10 protein-coding genes are annotated in these 17,656 nt (G+C 40.0%); 2 read left to right on the top strand and 8 right to left on the bottom strand.

What is annotated here, in order from left to right; all coding sequences use genetic code 11:
- Positions 1–15: 15 nt before the first annotated feature.
- On the bottom strand, positions 16–1,398 hold the full coding sequence (locus HQN86_RS05695) for an SGNH/GDSL hydrolase family protein (protein ID WP_172660031.1): 1,383 nt from the start codon (positions 1,396–1,398) through the stop codon (positions 16–18).
- A gap of 175 nt (positions 1,399–1,573) precedes the next feature.
- Here HQN86_RS05695 and HQN86_RS05690 point away from each other — a divergent pair, with 175 nt between their 5' ends.
- Positions 1,574–2,038, top strand: coding sequence for a hypothetical protein (locus HQN86_RS05690; RefSeq protein WP_172660030.1), 465 nt, complete (start codon positions 1,574–1,576; stop codon positions 2,036–2,038).
- A 27-nt stretch (positions 2,039–2,065) separates the two neighbouring features.
- On the opposite strand, the gene HQN86_RS05685 is transcribed toward HQN86_RS05690, so the two are convergent.
- Entirely contained in the window at positions 2,066–2,554 is a 489-nt protein-coding gene (locus HQN86_RS05685; RefSeq protein ID WP_172660029.1) for a hypothetical protein, read from the bottom strand.
- A gap of 149 nt (positions 2,555–2,703) precedes the next feature.
- On the opposite strand from HQN86_RS05685, the gene HQN86_RS05680 reads away from it, so the two are divergent.
- A complete protein-coding gene (locus HQN86_RS05680; protein ID WP_172660028.1) occupies positions 2,704–3,291 on the top strand; it encodes a Crp/Fnr family transcriptional regulator in 588 nt (195 codons plus the stop codon).
- Between the two features lie 21 nt (positions 3,292–3,312).
- Here the strand turns inward: HQN86_RS05680 and HQN86_RS05675 are convergent, their stop codons facing one another.
- The 6 genes from HQN86_RS05675 to HQN86_RS05650 all read right to left on the bottom strand — a co-directional run bounded on the left by HQN86_RS05675 (position 3,313) and on the right by HQN86_RS05650 (position 17,592).
- Complete coding sequence (locus HQN86_RS05675; protein WP_172660027.1) at positions 3,313–4,812, bottom strand: alpha-L-fucosidase; 1,500 nt, start codon at positions 4,810–4,812, stop codon at positions 3,313–3,315.
- A 168-nt stretch (positions 4,813–4,980) separates the two neighbouring features.
- Entirely contained in the window at positions 4,981–6,588 is a 1,608-nt protein-coding gene (locus HQN86_RS05670; protein ID WP_172660026.1) for a SusD/RagB family nutrient-binding outer membrane lipoprotein, read from the bottom strand.
- Positions 6,589–6,603: 15 nt separating this feature from the next.
- Positions 6,604–9,651 (bottom strand): SusC/RagA family TonB-linked outer membrane protein, encoded by a 3,048-nt coding sequence (locus HQN86_RS05665; protein ID WP_172660025.1) that lies wholly within the window; start codon positions 9,649–9,651, stop codon positions 6,604–6,606.
- A gap of 435 nt (positions 9,652–10,086) precedes the next feature.
- On the bottom strand, positions 10,087–12,363 hold the full coding sequence (locus tag HQN86_RS05660; protein ID WP_172660024.1) for a hypothetical protein: 2,277 nt from the start codon (positions 12,361–12,363) through the stop codon (positions 10,087–10,089).
- 161 nt (positions 12,364–12,524) lie between these two features.
- Positions 12,525–14,384: a RagB/SusD family nutrient uptake outer membrane protein gene (locus HQN86_RS05655; RefSeq protein WP_172660023.1), complete on the bottom strand. Its 1,860-nt coding sequence runs from the start codon at positions 14,382–14,384 to the stop codon at positions 12,525–12,527.
- 25 nt (positions 14,385–14,409) lie between these two features.
- Positions 14,410–17,592, bottom strand: coding sequence for a SusC/RagA family TonB-linked outer membrane protein (locus HQN86_RS05650; RefSeq protein ID WP_172660022.1), 3,183 nt, complete (start codon positions 17,590–17,592; stop codon positions 14,410–14,412).
- Positions 17,593–17,656 lie beyond the last annotated feature (64 nt).

The raw sequence follows: 17,656 nt of genomic DNA, 5'->3' as shown, positions 1-17,656 counted from the left end.
AGATTTCAATTTTTCTCATTTCACTTGCACAATTTCTACAAGGTGCGATTTTGGCTTATTGACTTGGTAGATCCTCTCGGTTAATTGTCTGATATTATCTTCCCACATTTTCCTTACTTCCGGAAAACGGGCCGTTTGATAAGTTCCCATCTTGCTTTTCACAAACCAATCTGTTTTAGCTTTTTCAGCTACTTTTTCAAATGCCTGCTGCGAATCATCAAATAACATGTTTTGCGCTTTGAAATAGTTAAAGTGCAACCAATAATATTCCCTTATCTTTTTCTCCAGCTCCAATCTTAAATCGTTAAGGTACATGATCGAAACCGCTTGCTGGTATTGCGGTGTATTGCTCAACAAAGCCATGTTGATACCTTTTGCAAGCGTATCAGCACTAAATGCCCTTATTTTCTTACCATCTATTATCAGGTGATAATTTCCTTTTTCCAGGTTTTCAACCTTTAAAGTTTCCTGATTGAATTCCTGGATAAACGGATATACAGCCAATACATCTGCCTGCGTTTGTGGGTTTTCCCACACGCCATTAACAGAATCTATTGGAAAAGGCAATGCATTGGCAAAATAGATGAAATTTAATCCCTGCTCACTTTTTTTATTGATATTAACCTTTGCATTTTCTGCCTCAACAAGTCCATTCTTTATATCGATGTGAACACTGGCCACGGGTTTACCGGCCAGGCCCTGGCTTTTAAGAAATAATGCTGCCATCACCAGATGCCCACCCCTACCCGGATGGATGCGATCGGGTCCTGTAATAGTAAAATCTGGCTTTTTCTTTTGTTCCCTTACGTTTATTTCTGTCATGGGATGAAACAGATCTACATAGGCCCATCTGTTATTTTTTGCAGCTTCTTGCTGAAAGGCGATAATCTGCTCCATTGCCTTGCTCTTGCCCTTGAAATAATTGTTCTTGTTTTCCATGGTCTCGTCATAAGGCGACGAGGACATCATCACAGGTTTAATCCTGGATTGAGCCTTCAATTTTCCTGCAAGCAGAACAAAATTCTCTTGTGATTTTGCTACACGCTGTTTTGTTGCTTCGTCTGCATTTGCTCCATTAAACTCAGAATAGCCACTGTCGTTCATTCCAAAGGTAAGTACCACAATATTCGGCTTTTTCGGCAAAACATCCTGCTCAAAACGGTCGTTCATTTGCCCTACAACATCGCCTCCTATCCCAACATTAATTACTGAAATCTTCCGCTCCGGAAAACGTGTCATGTAATACAGCCAAATATTGGATCCGTAGTATCCTGCCTCTGTAATACTATTTCCCAAAAACGCCACTCGATCTCCATCTGCAAAAGGTTGAAGAGACTGTGCTTTTATCGTTGTGCTACTTAAAACAGCCAATAATAAAACAGGTATAATTTTTTTCATGATCTTATATTAATTTGTGCTAGCAGATTTTCCCCCCGCAGATGGCTATTTTTTTTTGCAAACTACTCAATACATCTTTTTTTAGCAATTCATTCTAAACATTTTAGAATGATCACTATACAATATACTTTTGTTTTACCTTAGCCCCGCCAATAAATAAGATCAATAATATAAAATGTACACAACAGTATTAGCAATACATTCTCTGGTTCGCTGGCTGGTATTGGCAAGTTTACTTTTTGCCATTTTTCGTGCCTTTAACGGCTGGAGTTCAAAAAGAAGTTTCTCCAGGGTCGATAATTCCGTAAGACATTGGACGGCGACCATAGCACACATACAACTTATTTTCGGTCTTGTGCTTTACTTCATCAGCCCGATTGTCAATTATTTTTTGCACAATTTCAATGATGCAGTTCATCGGAGGGAAATCCGTTTTTTTGGAATGGAGCACAGCCTAATGATGGTAGTAGCAATTGTTGTAATCACCATCGGATCGGCCAGGGCAAAACGCAAACTAACAGACCCCGAAAAGTTTAAAACAATGGCGCTATGGTTTAGCGCCGGGCTTTTGATCATACTTTCATCGGTTCCCTGGGCTTTTTCGCCACTAATCAGCCGACCATATTTCAGGCCATTTTAACTCCCTCCCCCATGAAAGTGCTGTAAACTAAGCGCCTCTGTTGATTTTCTTTTGTTGTCGATATTGGCATACAGATCCTGCTATAAACAAAATAAGTATAACCAGTAAGGTTTTACCAATCAAGGGGTCAGTAGGGCCCTTGGCTAGTGGCGCGCTTAGCGGAACACGAGTAAGCGTTTCGTTTACAGTAGGAATCATAGAAAGAAAAAAGCTGAACGAAAGGAAAAATTGTTCAAAATATCGTGCTTTATTATTCCCCGCTTTTCTGCGGTGAAGAACAAATGCGCCAATTACAAGAACCAATACGAGTAATGACAATACGTGCCCCGGATTGAATCCTCCATGTTTACTTAAGCCTAAAGCAGTTACAGATGTAATGATGGTCCCAACCAAGTATGTATTCCCACTTTTGCTTGCGAGGTTTATTTTTCCACACTTTACATAAGATGCTAATGCTGCGATGATGGCAATGATACCGATTACGGTATGAAAAATGCCTAAATTTGATAATCCCATTTTATTTTTTTTTACAAGTTTCAGAAAAAGCAGAATGATTTTTTTTCACTTAAGTTAAAATGCTATGGAATGTAATTTACCTAAATTTGAATTGTTTTCCCAGCTAGGATTAATAGCAGTAAAACGCTTCATCTATTAATATGACAATCATGACTGAAAAAAACGAGATCATAGCAAAGCATCTGCGGGATTTCGCTGCGTTGACAGATAAAGACATCGAGGAGGGCCAGGCATTCTGGAAACCACGAAAAATCAATAAAGGCGATTTTTTTAATATGCAGAGTATGGTTTGCAATGACCTTGGATTAGTGATAAAAGGGATTTTCCGCATTTATTACCATGACCCAAAAGCTAAAGCAGATAAAAACATTTTCTTTTTCTCCGAGAATCAGTTCGTTGTTTCTTTTAGAAGTTTTATATCGCAAAATCCCTGCTGGTATTTCATAGAAGCTATGGAAGATTCTGAAATTGTTTTTATTTCCTATAAAGATCTCAACAGCCTTTATGAATCCAATAACAACTGGCTGAAATTCGGCAGGCTGCTGGCAGAATTATTTTTTGCTTATGCACAGACACGCGCAGAAGAATTCATGTTTTTCTCACATGAAGAACGATACCTTAGATTATTGGAAGAACATCCGAATATCATTGAGCGGATTCCGGCATATCATATCTCATCTTTTTTGGGTATAACTAATCCTTCGTTGAGTAGGATCAGAAAACGACTAAAAATGTAAGTTCTAATAAGAACAGAAATATTAATTTGCAGGCATATTAATCACACTCAATTCATAAATTGAAGGCGGAGCCGTCGCTTTGAGTACTTTTAGTCTCAACTTGCTTGCATTATAACTCAATGGCAATCTAATTACTTTACAATCTCCCATAGGTTCGTCAGAAAGGTAAACGGTTCGCCATTGCCCATTTTGCATAATATCGATACTATACTGTTGTATACGTGATACTCTTATCTGAGAAAAGCCATCAGGTAATCTCTTTGTATCCTGATATTCAAATATGCTAATCTTATTAAACGACTCTGAGGGATTTAAATTCATTTCGACAGTAGCCAGCGTATCTTTAGCTGCCCAACGACTATTCATTTTCCCGTCGTTAATAGCATTACCTTCATATTGTCCGTTTTTATCATCCCAAACGCTATTTGCTATAACCGGCTTATTTATTGAAATGAATTTACCATTTTTAGGTAATTTATTCAATGATAGATTAAGCCTTTTACCCAGTCCAATTGCCGTATTAGCTACATATTCACGTATGCGTCCGGTTTGATCCGGAGGAACATTCATCACAAGACAATTGTCATTATCTGTACTCCAGTAAAACAATTCCTCTAGCTCATCTAGATCTCTGGTTGGTAGTGGCTCTGATTTTTCAAACCAATTCAATCGCTTACTGATACAAATGGTATGTTCAAAAGGCAGGTAATATGATTTCCCTTCGTGCAAGTATTGTTTCTTATCTGATTTGGCGACCAATTCCGGATCCCATAAACGGAAATCAGAAGGAAAATACTGAAAGAAATATTTGTTATCTTCAGTCATGTTGGCTGGAGGCGTATAGTTGCGTTGTCCTTCTTCATTTACAATGGTATGGTTAACACTCACCGCACAATTAGGATTGTATTTTTTTACCAAACTATAAACCTGATCAATACCCCAGTCCGACGGCTTTTTATCCCATCCTCCATCCAGCCACAACTCACCAATTGTTCCGTAATTAGTAAACAACTCTGTTAATTGGTTCAGCATGTAGTTAATGTATTTTTGGGGGTCTTTATCCTTATAGGAATGTTCTTTCCTGTCCCACAATGAATAGTAAACTGCAAACTGGATTCCATATTTCTTACACGCATCCGATACAGCTTTTACAACATCCATTTTTACCGGAGATGAAGCTACATCATAAGCGGTATATTTACTATCCCATAAACAGAATCCATCATGGTGCTTGGTAACCAGCAATACATAACGAAAGCCCGCCTTTTTTGCAGTTAACACCCACTGATCAGGATCAAGATCTGTGGGGTTATAACTCTCCAATGGCAAAGTTCCGTCAGACCATTCCGTATTGTTAAATGTATTAATACCAAAATGGATAAACATACCATAGCCTCTTTTAATCATAGCCTGCTGTGCCGAATTAGGTTTTGTAGCCGGAACTAATAATTGGGCAACACAGCAATTACATGCCACGGCCAATAGAAGTGTTGTAAATATTTGCTTTCTTATAAGTTTCATATTGTGTGAGTGATAACTGACGTAAAGGATAAGCTAAATTAAATGAGATTCACGCTATAAGAAATAGACTAAATGGTTAAGTTCATGAACTATCCGACGAAATTCTAACCATGTGATGATTAGCATCCATAAAATAGCCTACGCCCTTTTAGAGCGCAGGCTACACAGTTAATTTGTATCCCACCAAAGTGGTGTCAGCAATCGATATTTCTCAGAATTATCTCCAACATTATCCGGGTTACGGGTCTGTTCATTACTTTCGTAAACCATCCCTCTAATCCACTGTGCGGGGTTATTGGCATCAAATATTACAGTATTCAGGTTTAAAGGTCTAACCAGTGAAGGCCCGTATATGGCCTGACTAAAATCGGATCTGCGCATATCTACCCAGGTTTCAGGGTTTAAACACAATGAAATGTATTTCTGTCTCATAATATGACTTAAGCCTTGTGTCAGGTTCGCAAAATGCGCATTTAAGCCATCAGCAAGCTGTGCGGTCCAATAGGTATTAATTTCTGCACCTGTAACTCCAAGTTTCCGCATGTTAGATTTAACGCCTTCCTCATAGGCAGTTAATGCCCCCGGTATATCTCCCGATCTCAACCGAGCTTCCGACTCAATCAATTTCACTTCAGAGTAAGTGATGAAGGGGAAGGGTGAAGTTTGTTTGGTGTAAAAACCGCTGTTGCTAAAAAGCCCATAGTCATTCGCGTTCTTTTTTGTAGCATCACCATTCTGCCCATTAGCTAAAATACCTTGTCCCCCAACCAAGCCGCCTCCAGATCTTAGCCCCCTATATTGGCCGTCGGAAACGGCTGGCTGCATAATCTTGCTGATCCGTGGATCCTGAAGGCTGGTATTGGTAACAGGCAATGTCGTCAGCATATTCACAAAAAACTGGCTCCATGCAAAGTATCTTGGATTATAGGTATTATCATTTGGTGTAGAGCCAACCGGCACGGTAAATCCACCCCAACTATACCATGGATTTTCATCAGTCGGCAGTGCACCAGCCAGATATGGAAATTCGGCATCCATTCCATCGGCATTAAAGGCATTTCCGCAGGCTTCAATAATCTTTGTAGAATTATAAAGCGCCCCTTTTTTAGAAAGATGGTTCAGGTAGCGGGCTTTCAAGGCCCAGGCAAAACGTTTCCATTTATCTACATTTCCCTGGTATATAATGTCACCCGCTGCAGAATTTAATGTAGTATTGTTTGTCGGATTATTAAACGCAACAATGGCTTCATCCAGTAATTTGTCTATCCGTTGATAAACGGTTTGCTGGTCCTGCATTTTAGGTGTCAACGAAAGCTGCGTCTTACCATTATAAAACTCGTCAATTACAATGGCACCATACTGATCGGCAAGGAGCCCAAAGTTCATCGCCAATAAAGTTTTTCCGGCACCAACAAAAGATGGACTCCCCTCTTCTTCTCCCAGATTGATCAGATCGATACAATTTGGCATCGTAAACACATACGTATTTTGCCAGGCAAAATAGCTTGCGGTAAAGCGCCAGGTCTCTGCATTCAGGTTGGTTCCTGTTAAAAGTTTGGTTACACCATACTGGGTTAAGCCGGCAATTTCCCTGCCTCCCCGCCACATTGCAGCGCCGTTAGAAGTGGTAATGGCACCAACTAACCTGTTTGCTGCTGTTACCTTGGTAGGGTTATTCGGATCTGTATTTACATCCAGAAATTTCTTACAGGAAGGGGCTATAATGGCAGCGACCAAAACCAGACAAACCAGCCCTTTTTTATATATCGTATTCATAATTAGTCCTCCTTATTACAATGTTAATTTTAAACCTAAATCAAACCCTCTGGTTGCCGGAACACCCAGATTATCAAAACCAAAAGAACCCGTCCCACCTACTCCGGCACCACTACCCGAAACTTCCGGATCAACACCAGAATAATCAGTGATCAATAACAGGTTCCGACCCGTTACGGTAAAGGAAAGTCCTTTGATTTTTAATTTACCCAAATACTTTGTGGGCATATTATAGCTCAGTGTAGCATACCTCAGTCTTACCCAGCTTCCATCTTCTACAAAATCGTATCCCTGGTTGGCGTAAATGGTCTGATAGTAATTCTGGTTTAAAGGAACTGCAATTGTATTCTGAGCACCGGTTGATTCAATAATTCCTTCAAACACCTTGGTTCCTCTATCCAGGGTTTTCAGACTCAGGCCTGATCTTACCAGGGCATTCTCTGTTGCATTGAATACCTGTCCGCCCGAACGGATGTCAACCATAAACGAGAACATAAAGTCCTTATAATTGAAAGTATTGGTTATTCCCATTGTAAAATCAGGATTTCTATCGCCAATATTAGCCAGGGCCGTCTGAACCTGTGGATAACCCGCATTGTTTAGCAACAACTGTCCCTGGGCATTTCGTTTCCAAATATTTCCATTTATGCCAAATAAACTACCGTCCAAAAAAGCAGCTCCCTGTGCTACGTTTGAAGCGGCCCAGGCATCAGAAAGTTCTATTCTGTCGATTTTTGCAGGTAAGGCCTTAACAACCGAGGTATTGTGTGCAAAGTTGACGTCTATTGACCATTTAAAATCATTACCGACTATTGGTCTTCCGTTCAGTATCACCTCTATCCCCTTATTTCGTATAGATCCTCCGTTCAGGGTTGCTAAAAAAGAGCCCGAAGATGGTGGTGTACGCAACTGCAAAATCTGGTTATCAGACTTGCTTGAATAATAGGTCACATCTATACCCAAACGGTTTTTAATGAACCTAAGGTCTGCCCCTACCTCAAAGGCACGTGTAAACTCAGGTACCAGTAGCGGGTTACCAAAAGCATTATTTGAGTTGATAATAAATCCTCGTGGATTAATGGTGAAATCGTTTGTTAGGGTAGCCAATAAGGTAGTGAGTGAATATGGCGGAGCATCCTTACCCACATTAGAATAAGCTGCCCTTATTTTACCATATGAAAAAACACGGTCATCAGATTTGGCTCCCATTTCTTTTAGCAGGTCGGTCAAAATCACTGCACCGCTTAACGAAGGGTAAAAGAACGATTGATCTTTTACAGGCAAAGTAGACGACCAGTCATTCCTTCCCTTAAAATTCACATAAGCGATCCCTTTCCAATCCACATTAAAATCTCCAAACCAGCTGAATATCCTTCTACGTCTCAAATCTTCTGAGGTGGTTCTATCAGAAGGTTTGGTGTTATTGATACTGGCAAAGGTAGGATCAATAAAATTAAGCGCACTGGAAGTAGAAGTCTGCAGAGCGCTGACTTCTATATTATTACCTACAGAAAGACTAACATTTATATCGGCTCCTATTTTCTTTTTGCCTGTCAAAATAGCTGTTGAGGTAGTGATCTGGTTATTGGCTACAGATTGCGCAATAGAACCTTTGATTACATTTGGCTCCAATGTTCCTGGCATTCTTACAGATTTAAAATTCTCTGTATAATAGTCAGTACCTATCCTATAGGTAAAGTTTAAAAAGCTAAATGGATTATAATCAAGGTTACCCTGTACAATTATTCTATTCACCTTACTGGTAAAAGGCTTATTGTCTATGGTCCAGTAAGGATTGTCTGTTCCTGTAGAGTTAATAATTTTCTGTGAGTCATCAGGATTAAGATAATCTTTCATATCTAGACTGCGGGGCCAGGAAAGCGCACCCATAATACCATTGAAGCTTCCCTGAGAAAGATACTTTCTGTCTGTGCGAATATAATTAGCACTTCCCCCCACAGTTAACTTTTCTCCAACTTTGGTATCTGCATTTATCCTGAACGATTTTTTCCCAAAAGTTGAATTATCAATAATCGATCCTTGTTCCAAAAAAGATCCGGAAGTGTAATAATGGGAATTATCTGTGCTGCCACTTACCGAAACATCATGTGTTTGTGCAAAGGCATTTTTAAAAATAGCCCCCAGGTTATCATAGATAGGCTCCCCTGAAGAAAATGCTGGGCCCCAGGATCCCAATGCTGTTGCATTGGCTGCGCCCTGCTCGCCTTGTTTAAACTGCGATTGAAGTTCAGGAAGTTTGTTGATGTGATCAAATGAAAAATTATTCTGATACACAATTCTGGCCGCCCCACCCGAGCCTTTTTTGGTGGTAATAACAATTGCTCCTGAAGCTGCCCTGATTCCATATAACGCTGCAGCTGCAGGTCCTTTCAAAACAGTGATGGTTTCAATATCTTCAGGATTGATATCTATTGCCCGGTTTGAGGCTGGAGCCACTGACGCCACCAAACCACCCTGAGAAACGGGAGTACTGTTATCTACCGGAATACCATCCAGAATAAACAAAGGCTGATTGCTGCCGCTCAGTGAACTTCCTCCCCTGATCATAATGTTGGCAGAGGAACCAGCAGCACCGCTGGAATTGGTGATCTGAACTCCTGCAACTTTTCCTTGTAATGCATTTACGATATTGGGCTGTTGGGAATCTACGATATCCTGGGCCTTAACATTTTGTGTAGAAAAGCCCAGTCCCCTCACTTCCTGTTTTACACCAAAGGCTGTAACCGCAACCTCATTTAAGATCCTACTGTCCTCCGCCAGCTTTACATTAATCACCTTGTTTCCTGTTACCTGAACCTCCTGGCTTATGGCACCAATAAAACTAAAGACCAGCACATCCCCCGTTTGGGCGCTGATGGAATAATTGCCCGATTCATCGGAGCTGGATCCACCGGACTTGTTTTTAATTTTTACTGAAACACCCGGCAATGGGCTGTTGTCGTTTGCCGAGGTGACTTTACCTGATACAGTTATCTGCTGGGCGGCGACATGCGTAATGCACAATCCTATACACAGAAATAACAAGAGTAGTTTTCTTTTCATAAAATGCCAATTTTAGTAAAATTTAAACTGTTAGCTAACGATTGTAATGGTTATTGGCTGGTTTCGTCTGACAGGAGCCCGCATAACACGCATTAACCTGCAGAGTAGTAATCTTTATAGTAAATATCGATAATAATTTCGACAAAAAACAGCAAGAAACAAACTATTTCGACCATCCTAGCACTCCATTCCTTCACAAAACCGCAAATACCTGCATTTTTTATAGCTATGAGTTCTTTTTTTAGCTTTATTAACCTCGGTCTAGACAAATTCTTTCATAATATGGCTATGCCTGAGAAAATATCTGCCGAGTTGATCAAAGGAAATGGCTATCAGAGGTATTACCTTGTAATACCTCTGATAGCCATTTCCTAAATCCTGGGCGGATTATTGACCTTTTCCCAAAAAGATATCGAAAGAGCCGAGACAAGGTTACTAATACCCTTTCGCTCTTTTTAGCTTTACAAACATTTTTTTGTTAGAGCCATCTCTTCCCGTCTTGTATAAATTCCAATTATTAGCATCAACACTTTCCAAATGGAATGATTGCGCCGGATCTGACAGCTGATTTTTTACCCATATCGGAAAAGCATTGGCCGCTCTTGCATCTTCCCATGTCCTTATCGCTTTAAAAATGGCGTCTTTTTGAGGACAACTTTCAACATCCTTTTGATTTATTTTTAAACTGTATGTTGTACCAACTCCTACTGAAATGGCTTGTATATGCTCATATTCTTCAACTTTAGATTTGGCATTGATAGGGAAATTACCCCCCATTCCCACAGGAAAATAATTAGCATAAGTTACGTCACGAAGATCTTTTCCTTGACTGGTTGTGCTGCCCCATTCACGGGTTTCGGCATCGTACAAATTCTTTCCGCCACCAACATTCCAAATGCTTTGATAATGCCAGGATCCTTCAGATAAAGTAGCGCCTGTGAAACGGATATATGGAACATCCAATTGCTTTGCCTTTTCAAACATTTTTCCAAAGAAGCGTTTGGTCGAATAATAGCCGTGTCCATTATTAAACAAAAACTCTTGTCCATCGAAATCGTAATAAGCAAGACCATTGATTTTACAAATCTCAGCAAAGTGCTCCGCTATTTTGTCTTGCAATTGCATATTCGGGATAAGCCCGTCGTAACCATAATTAACCGTAACCTGAAGTTTATAAATGGTGTCTCTGTTCGCATGATTTGATGGCGTAGTCTTCCAGTATCCTCTCTTTACATTTAAAAGCCGGTAAGGTTTATCTTTAGAAACGCCCATATAGTGGATAAGTTCTTTTCCAATTTTTATCATATTTAAGTCTGCACAATGACCTTCCCAACTGGCAATCTCATTAAGATGTGTTGGATCGTCAACAAGAATGACCGTGTCAGTTGCGCTGATACTTTTTACCAGTAAGCGTTTTTGCTGATAACACAAACTATCGCTGGGGCTTGGACTGGCATCCATGGTACCTGGAGCTAAGGAATTAGTAATAGGAGTTCGGCCTATCGTAATACCATGTTTAGCGGCCATATCCGAAAATTCCTTGTGCGAAATATTCCCGTTTGTTAATTTGATAGGTTTTTTTTCAAAATTCCTTCCGTCAATATATCCATTGTTACCGCGATCGGCTTTCAGAAAGCCCTGATCATATAAACTGATTGTTTTAAAACCCAATCTTGATGTATAAGAGATAATGCTGTCATTTAAATTGCCACTGGTAAGGGCATCAGGAACAAAAGCTGCTGGATCTTTTATCCATTTTCCGTTAATCGTTGGATGAGGAAGCTTTTCCGCCAAAACAATTTCTTGAATCACATCCAACAAAGCTATGCTATCCGGACTTCCCCATAACGCTACAGATGATCCGATATAATCTACCGGCAAAGGTTGCACCTGTATATGGTTTGGTTTATTGGCAGCCATAAGCGGCATAAGTGAGAAATTAATTTCTCTTTCAAAAGACCTGTCTCTTGATTGATAAGCAATAGATATTTGGCCTTTTTTGTCTACCAAGGCTGCGTTACCGTACATAATTCTATACCAGGGTTCTTTGTGCGCGTAAAAAGCGACATCACTAATACCATCTCCACCTAATGTAAAAATCTGTCCTTCGTGAAGGTCTTTAGGTAAAGGAAAACGCTTCGCATCTGGTGAATGTATAATGTATTGAAAAGGAGCTGCATCACCAATGGTTTCAGCCAGACCGCTTATGGTCTTGTCATTTAAGGCAAGCATACCTATTGCATAGTTAACCGTTTTACTGGTATCGCGTGCTACACCGATAATTTCACCCATTAAATTGGTAATATTGGTATGGTAATTTCCCCACTGGATCACATCAATACCATTACGCGGTGAGAGTGATTGCAGCGTAAGTTTCAAATATTTCTTTTTAGGTAGGATAGTAATTTTGGCCACAGAACCATTCGGATATTTAAGTACCATTGTCTGACCGCCCTGAGTGTAGGTTGCACTGGTCGGCTGGTAGTAAACATTCTTTTTACTATCATATAAACTCATCACCGGCGAGGGCTTATTCGTAGGACTAAATTCGCGATTGGGCTTAACAGTGATATTTTTCATGCTGGTAATCCAACCTTTGTTGTTGATCTGGATCTTAAAATAGTCGCTGCTAAAATTGTGCTGTGCAAAAATCGATATCGGAGTTGTTGTCACAGAAAAAGCGATTGCAATTTTAATGAAGCTAAGTTTCATAATGGATTGGTTATTTCAGTTGTGTGTTATAATATCTAAAATCTACTATTTTGACTAAAGTTGATTGATTATTTGGATAAAATATAAAATCATGGCCGAAATTTCTTCGGACCATGATTGGAGCACTAATCTCCATTTTTAAGTGGATTAACTATGAGAAATTATTGCAAAGGATCGAAGGAACCGCCCCATTCTTTGTTTTGCGGCAATTGATCAGGCTCAATAGAGATCTGCGCGGGATTTAAAGAGTTAAACCAGTGATTTAAACTCAGCTTATAAGTCTGATTAGACGATGCTGTTTTATCCAGGCTTTCTACAATGACCATAAAAAATTTAGACCTCACAGAAGCAGTCATGATATTATCTGTGTTGCCAGGCAATGCTTGACCTTTATTTAGCATTAGGAATAAACCCCGTCTAGTAGATTGAGCGTTCAGGATATCATAGCGTTTCCATCTTCTTAAATCACTAAACCTAAATCCTTCAAACGCAAGCTCTACCTGACGCTCATTCATGATCGTAGTACGGATATCTGCCTGCCCAGTCGCTGTGATACCGTATTTCTGAGCTCCACCAGGAGCGATGCCAGCACGTCGGCGAATAGCATACAAAGCAGTTAATGCCTCGTTAGTACGACCTGTTTCATTTGCACATTCAGCAAGATTTAAGAGTAGTTCTGCATAGCGCATTGGTGAAAACCAACTTTTAGCACCAGCAGCCACACCCACTAAGGCATTTCTATCTAAAAGAGTATCTAAACCTTTACGCTGAAAAAATCCTGACACCCCATTTTCGTCGCCATTTTGGACAAGTGGAGAAATACCGGAGAATAAAGAATTATCTCTTGCCGGAACAACTGTACTTGGCGTCGCTGTTGCCTTCCATGTCCAGGCCTGCCAGTAAGAATGTGATCTTGGGCTTGTCATGCCAATCGTATTTACATCGGGTGTAGGGTATACTGTACCACCACACCAAATAGTTCCGTAAAAACGATCGTCACGGTTGGTGTAAAAGTCGGTTAAAAACTGTTGGTTATAAGCTGCATTAGACATTTGGTTTTTATCAAACTGCATAGGGCTGCCATCACGTTTTGGATAAGCAATCAATAGTGGCAATATTGGCTGATCCGTATTGGTATCTCCATTTGTAAATGGAAGTGGTCTAATGGAGTTAAAGTTCATGTAACTGTCCGGGTAGTAGTACTGCCTGGTCATAATTTGCTCTTTATTCTTCGAATACCAAATTAATTTATAGTTTTCAAACAGGCCAAAACCTGCAGCATCTGCAGCATCTACTGCAGCTTTAGCCGCATTATAAGCATTTGTCCATCTATTCTGATCGTTTGTCGGATTAAATAATGGGCTTGCATACCATAAAAGCACCCTGGCTTTAAAACCAAGTGCGGCGGCACGGTTAATCCTGCCGTAGTCGGCCCCGCTATAGTTGGGTGGCAAAACGGGAGCAGCTTCATCCAGATCTTTAATGATTTGTGCAACACATTCCGACGTTTTGCTGCGTGCTACTTTTAAGGAATTTGGATCGTTACCATTCTGGGTATGCAAGATCAATGGTACGCCTCCAACTGAACTGACCATTCCCCAATAAGTCCAGGCACGCCAAAATTTGGCCTCACCTATTAGCCTATTTTTGGTACTTAGACTTAACACCGATTCCGATACATTTGCCAATTGATCCATAAAGTAATTGGTTTTGTCGATATAAGTATAATCCAGATTAGTGAAATTTACTGCCACATCGACTATACCCTGTTGGAAATTACCTAGGTTCCCCCCCGATGCGTTGATTCCCTCGTCAGCGTTCGCTCCACTCCCAAGGGGCCATCTAGGCATAAGTCCACCGTACACATCGTTCAAATAAGCCTTAATTAACACAGAATCAGTCCATACATTCTGTGGATTTATGGCACCTGTGTTTTCATAGTCCAATCCTTTTTTACAAGACGAGCCGAATACAATTAGGGCCACATAAAGGATAAATTTACTTTTATTTTGATATTTCATTTTGATTTCCTTTTAATGTTAAAATTTAGAACGTTACACTAACACCGGCATTGAATGATTTAACAATAGGGAACGCCGTGCCGCCATTCATTTCCGGATCATAGAATTTTTTATTGAATTTACTGATCACAAAAAGGTTAGATCCTGATACGTAAAAACGAACATTGCTTAAATATTTCTTGTACAATTTGTGCGGAACATTATAGGCAACATTCAAAAACTTTAGGCGTAGAAAACTTGCATCCGCCAGCCAAAAATTACTTCCACTGGTATTAACCGATCTTACATCATCATTTGCGCTGTAGCGAAAAGGTAGCCAGGCATTAGGATTTTCCTCGCTCCATGATTCATCAGACCACGGACGCCACATTCTGTTCCATTCTACTCCTCCTGACAAATCCCGGAAAGATTTTTTGTAACCAAATGAGCCATTAAAATTAGCCATCACGCTTAACCCTTTCCATTCTGCATTTAGGTTTAAGCCCAAGACTTTAGCGTTATTGCTTTTATTTAATATTGTAATGTCATTATCATTGATCGTATTGTCTCCATTGAAGTCCTTATAGGCAAACTGACCAGGTTTGGGTACATTTCCATTGAAATTATACCCCGGATGAGCCGCTAGTAAAGCATCGACATCAGCTTGTGATCTAAGCAAATGATCAACAGTATAACCCGTAATCATATTGGCAGAACGACCACCTCCTATAATATTTTGATAATCATAGGTGATGTTCTGATCCCTTAGGACATACCAGGAATTACCGTAGGTGGCATTTAGACCTACATCGTACTTAAATTCGCCAACGTTATTGGTGTAGTTCAAACTTAGATCAATACCATTTGCTTTCATTTTTCCATAATTTACTGATGGTAGAGGGCGGCTAAAAGTTGGCGGTGTACTTTGAATCCTTGTACTTAAAATATCATAGGTAAGGGTATGCCAGTATTCAGCAGTAGCAGTGAAGTGTTTTAAGAAACTGATATCGACACCCAAATTCTTGTTCAGGTATTTTTCCCAGGTAATATTAAGATTTGGAAATACATTGTATCGTATACCGGGATTAAGCGAAGGGGACTCACCAAGAATGGCATTGTTCCCTGCAACGTAATTATCTTCATACTGCCAGCGCTTCGCATTTGAATCATCTTTGGCACCATTTGGATCTATCCCCACAAAGTCATTCCCGGTCAGCCCAACTGAAGCTCTTAATTTTAATGACTCTACTCCTTTTACGTTGCTAAAGAAATTTTCTTTCGAAATGATCCAGGCTGCAGAAGCTGAAGGGAAAAACCCCCAACGTTTATCTTCTGGAAAATTTACCGAACCATCGTAACGATAAGTAAATGTAGCGACATACTTATCAGCATAATCATAGGCAAATTGTCCAATATACGATTTACGACCCGTTGTAGGCAGGAAACCATAAGTATTACTAATCCCCTTTGTAGGTGTACCATTTACAACACCTGCCCCTCCGGTAGATGCCCACCATTGATCAGTCATATAAATAGGAAAACCGTTGATGACGGCATCTATACCATCGTAACTCCTTTCCTGACGCTCATACACCAATGCCGCATTTACGTGATGTTCACCAAAATTCCTTTCAAAATTCACCTGAAGGTTCAATTGTGCCTCCTGATTCCAGGCCGACAGTTTTTCTAAACTAGGCGAATGCGCAGTAAGACGCTGCCCTACAATGGTATTCAAATCCCAGATAACAGGCTCAATCTGTTTCAATTGATAATACGTGAAAGGATGTGTATATATTTTTTGATTGCTGTTGTTAAAAGTTTTTATGTAACCCACTTTAGCGCTTAAACCCTGCAAGAAGGGTGCTTTGTAAGTTAAATTTAAATTAACCACAGATTTAATGGCTTCTGAATTGCTATATCCTGCTAGCCCATCCGCTTCACCCGATTTATTGGAAATCCAAAAATAATCTACAGGTAAACCACTCGCAGTAAACGAAGGCATGTAAGGTTGCCATAATAGGAGCTTAGGATACATATCTCCCGACCAATCTCCCTGAGGCGAATTAAATTTATTATTGTTTAAGCTAAGACCAGCAAAAACGGTTACATCTTTGGTAAGGCTAGCTGTTATATTTGCCCTAACATTATATTTTTTTTCGTTGGTATTCTTAATGAAAGTTTCTTGATTTACATAAGAAGCTCCAACAAAATATTGAAGTTTATCTGTGCCTCCGGATGCACTTAAATTATGTGTAGTAATAGAAGGGTTCACATAAACATCTTTTAATAGATCAAAACCATATCCCTTGCCTCCACCAAAATCTGTATCTTTAAAATACGCTTTTGCAGTCTCAGTCCAGGGAGTATTTGCCGGTCCGCCAGCTTCACCCCAAATTCTGTTTTGAATAACTCCCCATTCCATAATATCTGTTAGCTCCATGTTTTTTCCCCGAACATCTCGCCCAGTATTCACGGAGTAATTAACAGTTGCTTTACCTGCTTTACCACGTTTGGTGGTAACCAATACAACACCCGCTCCGGCACGGGCACCATAAGCAGCAGTAGTAGCTGCATCTTTTAAAATAGTTACTTCTTCAACGTCATTAGGGCTTAAGTTGTTGAATTCCGCAGCGTCGCTAGTAACTTTTCCGTCAATTACATATAAAGTCGGAGCGGCATTCCATGAACTTGGTGTTCTTATATTAATAGCCGGCTGTGCCCCAGGTTTACCACTAGGTGTAGAAATATATAATCCGGCCATTCTGCCTGCCAATAAGTTACCGACTGATGTAGTGGGGATTTCAGTGTCTCGTTCTGTAAATTTAACAGAAGCTACTGAACCGCTCAAAAGCGTTTTCTTTTGCTTTGAATAACCGACGATTACCGTTTCCTGCAACCCAATAGTGGTAGAAGTCATTTCTACTACCATTCCTTGCTGAGGTGCAACAGTTACAGCCTGATAGCCGGTCATAGTAATTTTCAGCATCGCCCCACTAGGCACGACAATTACGAATTTACCAGCCAAATCAGCTTGTACTGAGGATGTGGCAAACTTAGTATCATTAGTATGTGTCTGTATAATTCCAATTGTGGCACCTGCCAAAGGGAGTTTTCCTTCTGAATCTACTACCGTCCCCGATATTTTTTCTTGCGCGAAAACATAATGGCATTGTAGCAACATGAAGACAATTCCTAGCACCCGCAAGTGCATTTGTAATACCTGTTTCATAATTTAAATTATTTGGTTGTTGGTTTAGTTGTTAGATTGTTTCTACCCATAAAAAACAATCGAT

Origin of the sequence: Pedobacter panaciterrae (genome assembly GCF_013204795.1) — a bacterium.
Taxonomy (GTDB): domain Bacteria; phylum Bacteroidota; class Bacteroidia; order Sphingobacteriales; family Sphingobacteriaceae; genus Pedobacter; species Pedobacter panaciterrae.
This window is presented reverse-complemented; position numbering and strand designations above follow the sequence as displayed.

Excerpts from the sequence above, each read along its gene's own strand:
- HQN86_RS05695 (WP_172660031.1), bottom strand. The coding sequence starts at position 1,398 with ATGAAAAAAATTATACCTGTTTTATTATTGGCTGTTTTAAGTAGCACA.
- HQN86_RS05690 (WP_172660030.1), top strand. The coding sequence starts at position 1,574 with ATGTACACAACAGTATTAGCAATACATTCTCTGGTTCGCTGGCTGGTA.
- HQN86_RS05685 (WP_172660029.1), bottom strand. The coding sequence starts at position 2,554 with ATGGGATTATCAAATTTAGGCATTTTTCATACCGTAATCGGTATCATT.
- HQN86_RS05680 (WP_172660028.1), top strand. The coding sequence starts at position 2,704 with ATGACTGAAAAAAACGAGATCATAGCAAAGCATCTGCGGGATTTCGCT.
- HQN86_RS05675 (WP_172660027.1), bottom strand. The coding sequence starts at position 4,812 with ATGAAACTTATAAGAAAGCAAATATTTACAACACTTCTATTGGCCGTG.
- HQN86_RS05670 (WP_172660026.1), bottom strand. The coding sequence starts at position 6,588 with ATGAATACGATATATAAAAAAGGGCTGGTTTGTCTGGTTTTGGTCGCT.
- HQN86_RS05665 (WP_172660025.1), bottom strand. The coding sequence starts at position 9,651 with ATGAAAAGAAAACTACTCTTGTTATTTCTGTGTATAGGATTGTGCATT.
- HQN86_RS05660 (WP_172660024.1), bottom strand. The coding sequence starts at position 12,363 with ATGAAACTTAGCTTCATTAAAATTGCAATCGCTTTTTCTGTGACAACA.
- HQN86_RS05655 (WP_172660023.1), bottom strand. The coding sequence starts at position 14,384 with ATGAAATATCAAAATAAAAGTAAATTTATCCTTTATGTGGCCCTAATT.
- HQN86_RS05650 (WP_172660022.1), bottom strand. The coding sequence starts at position 17,592 with ATGAAACAGGTATTACAAATGCACTTGCGGGTGCTAGGAATTGTCTTC.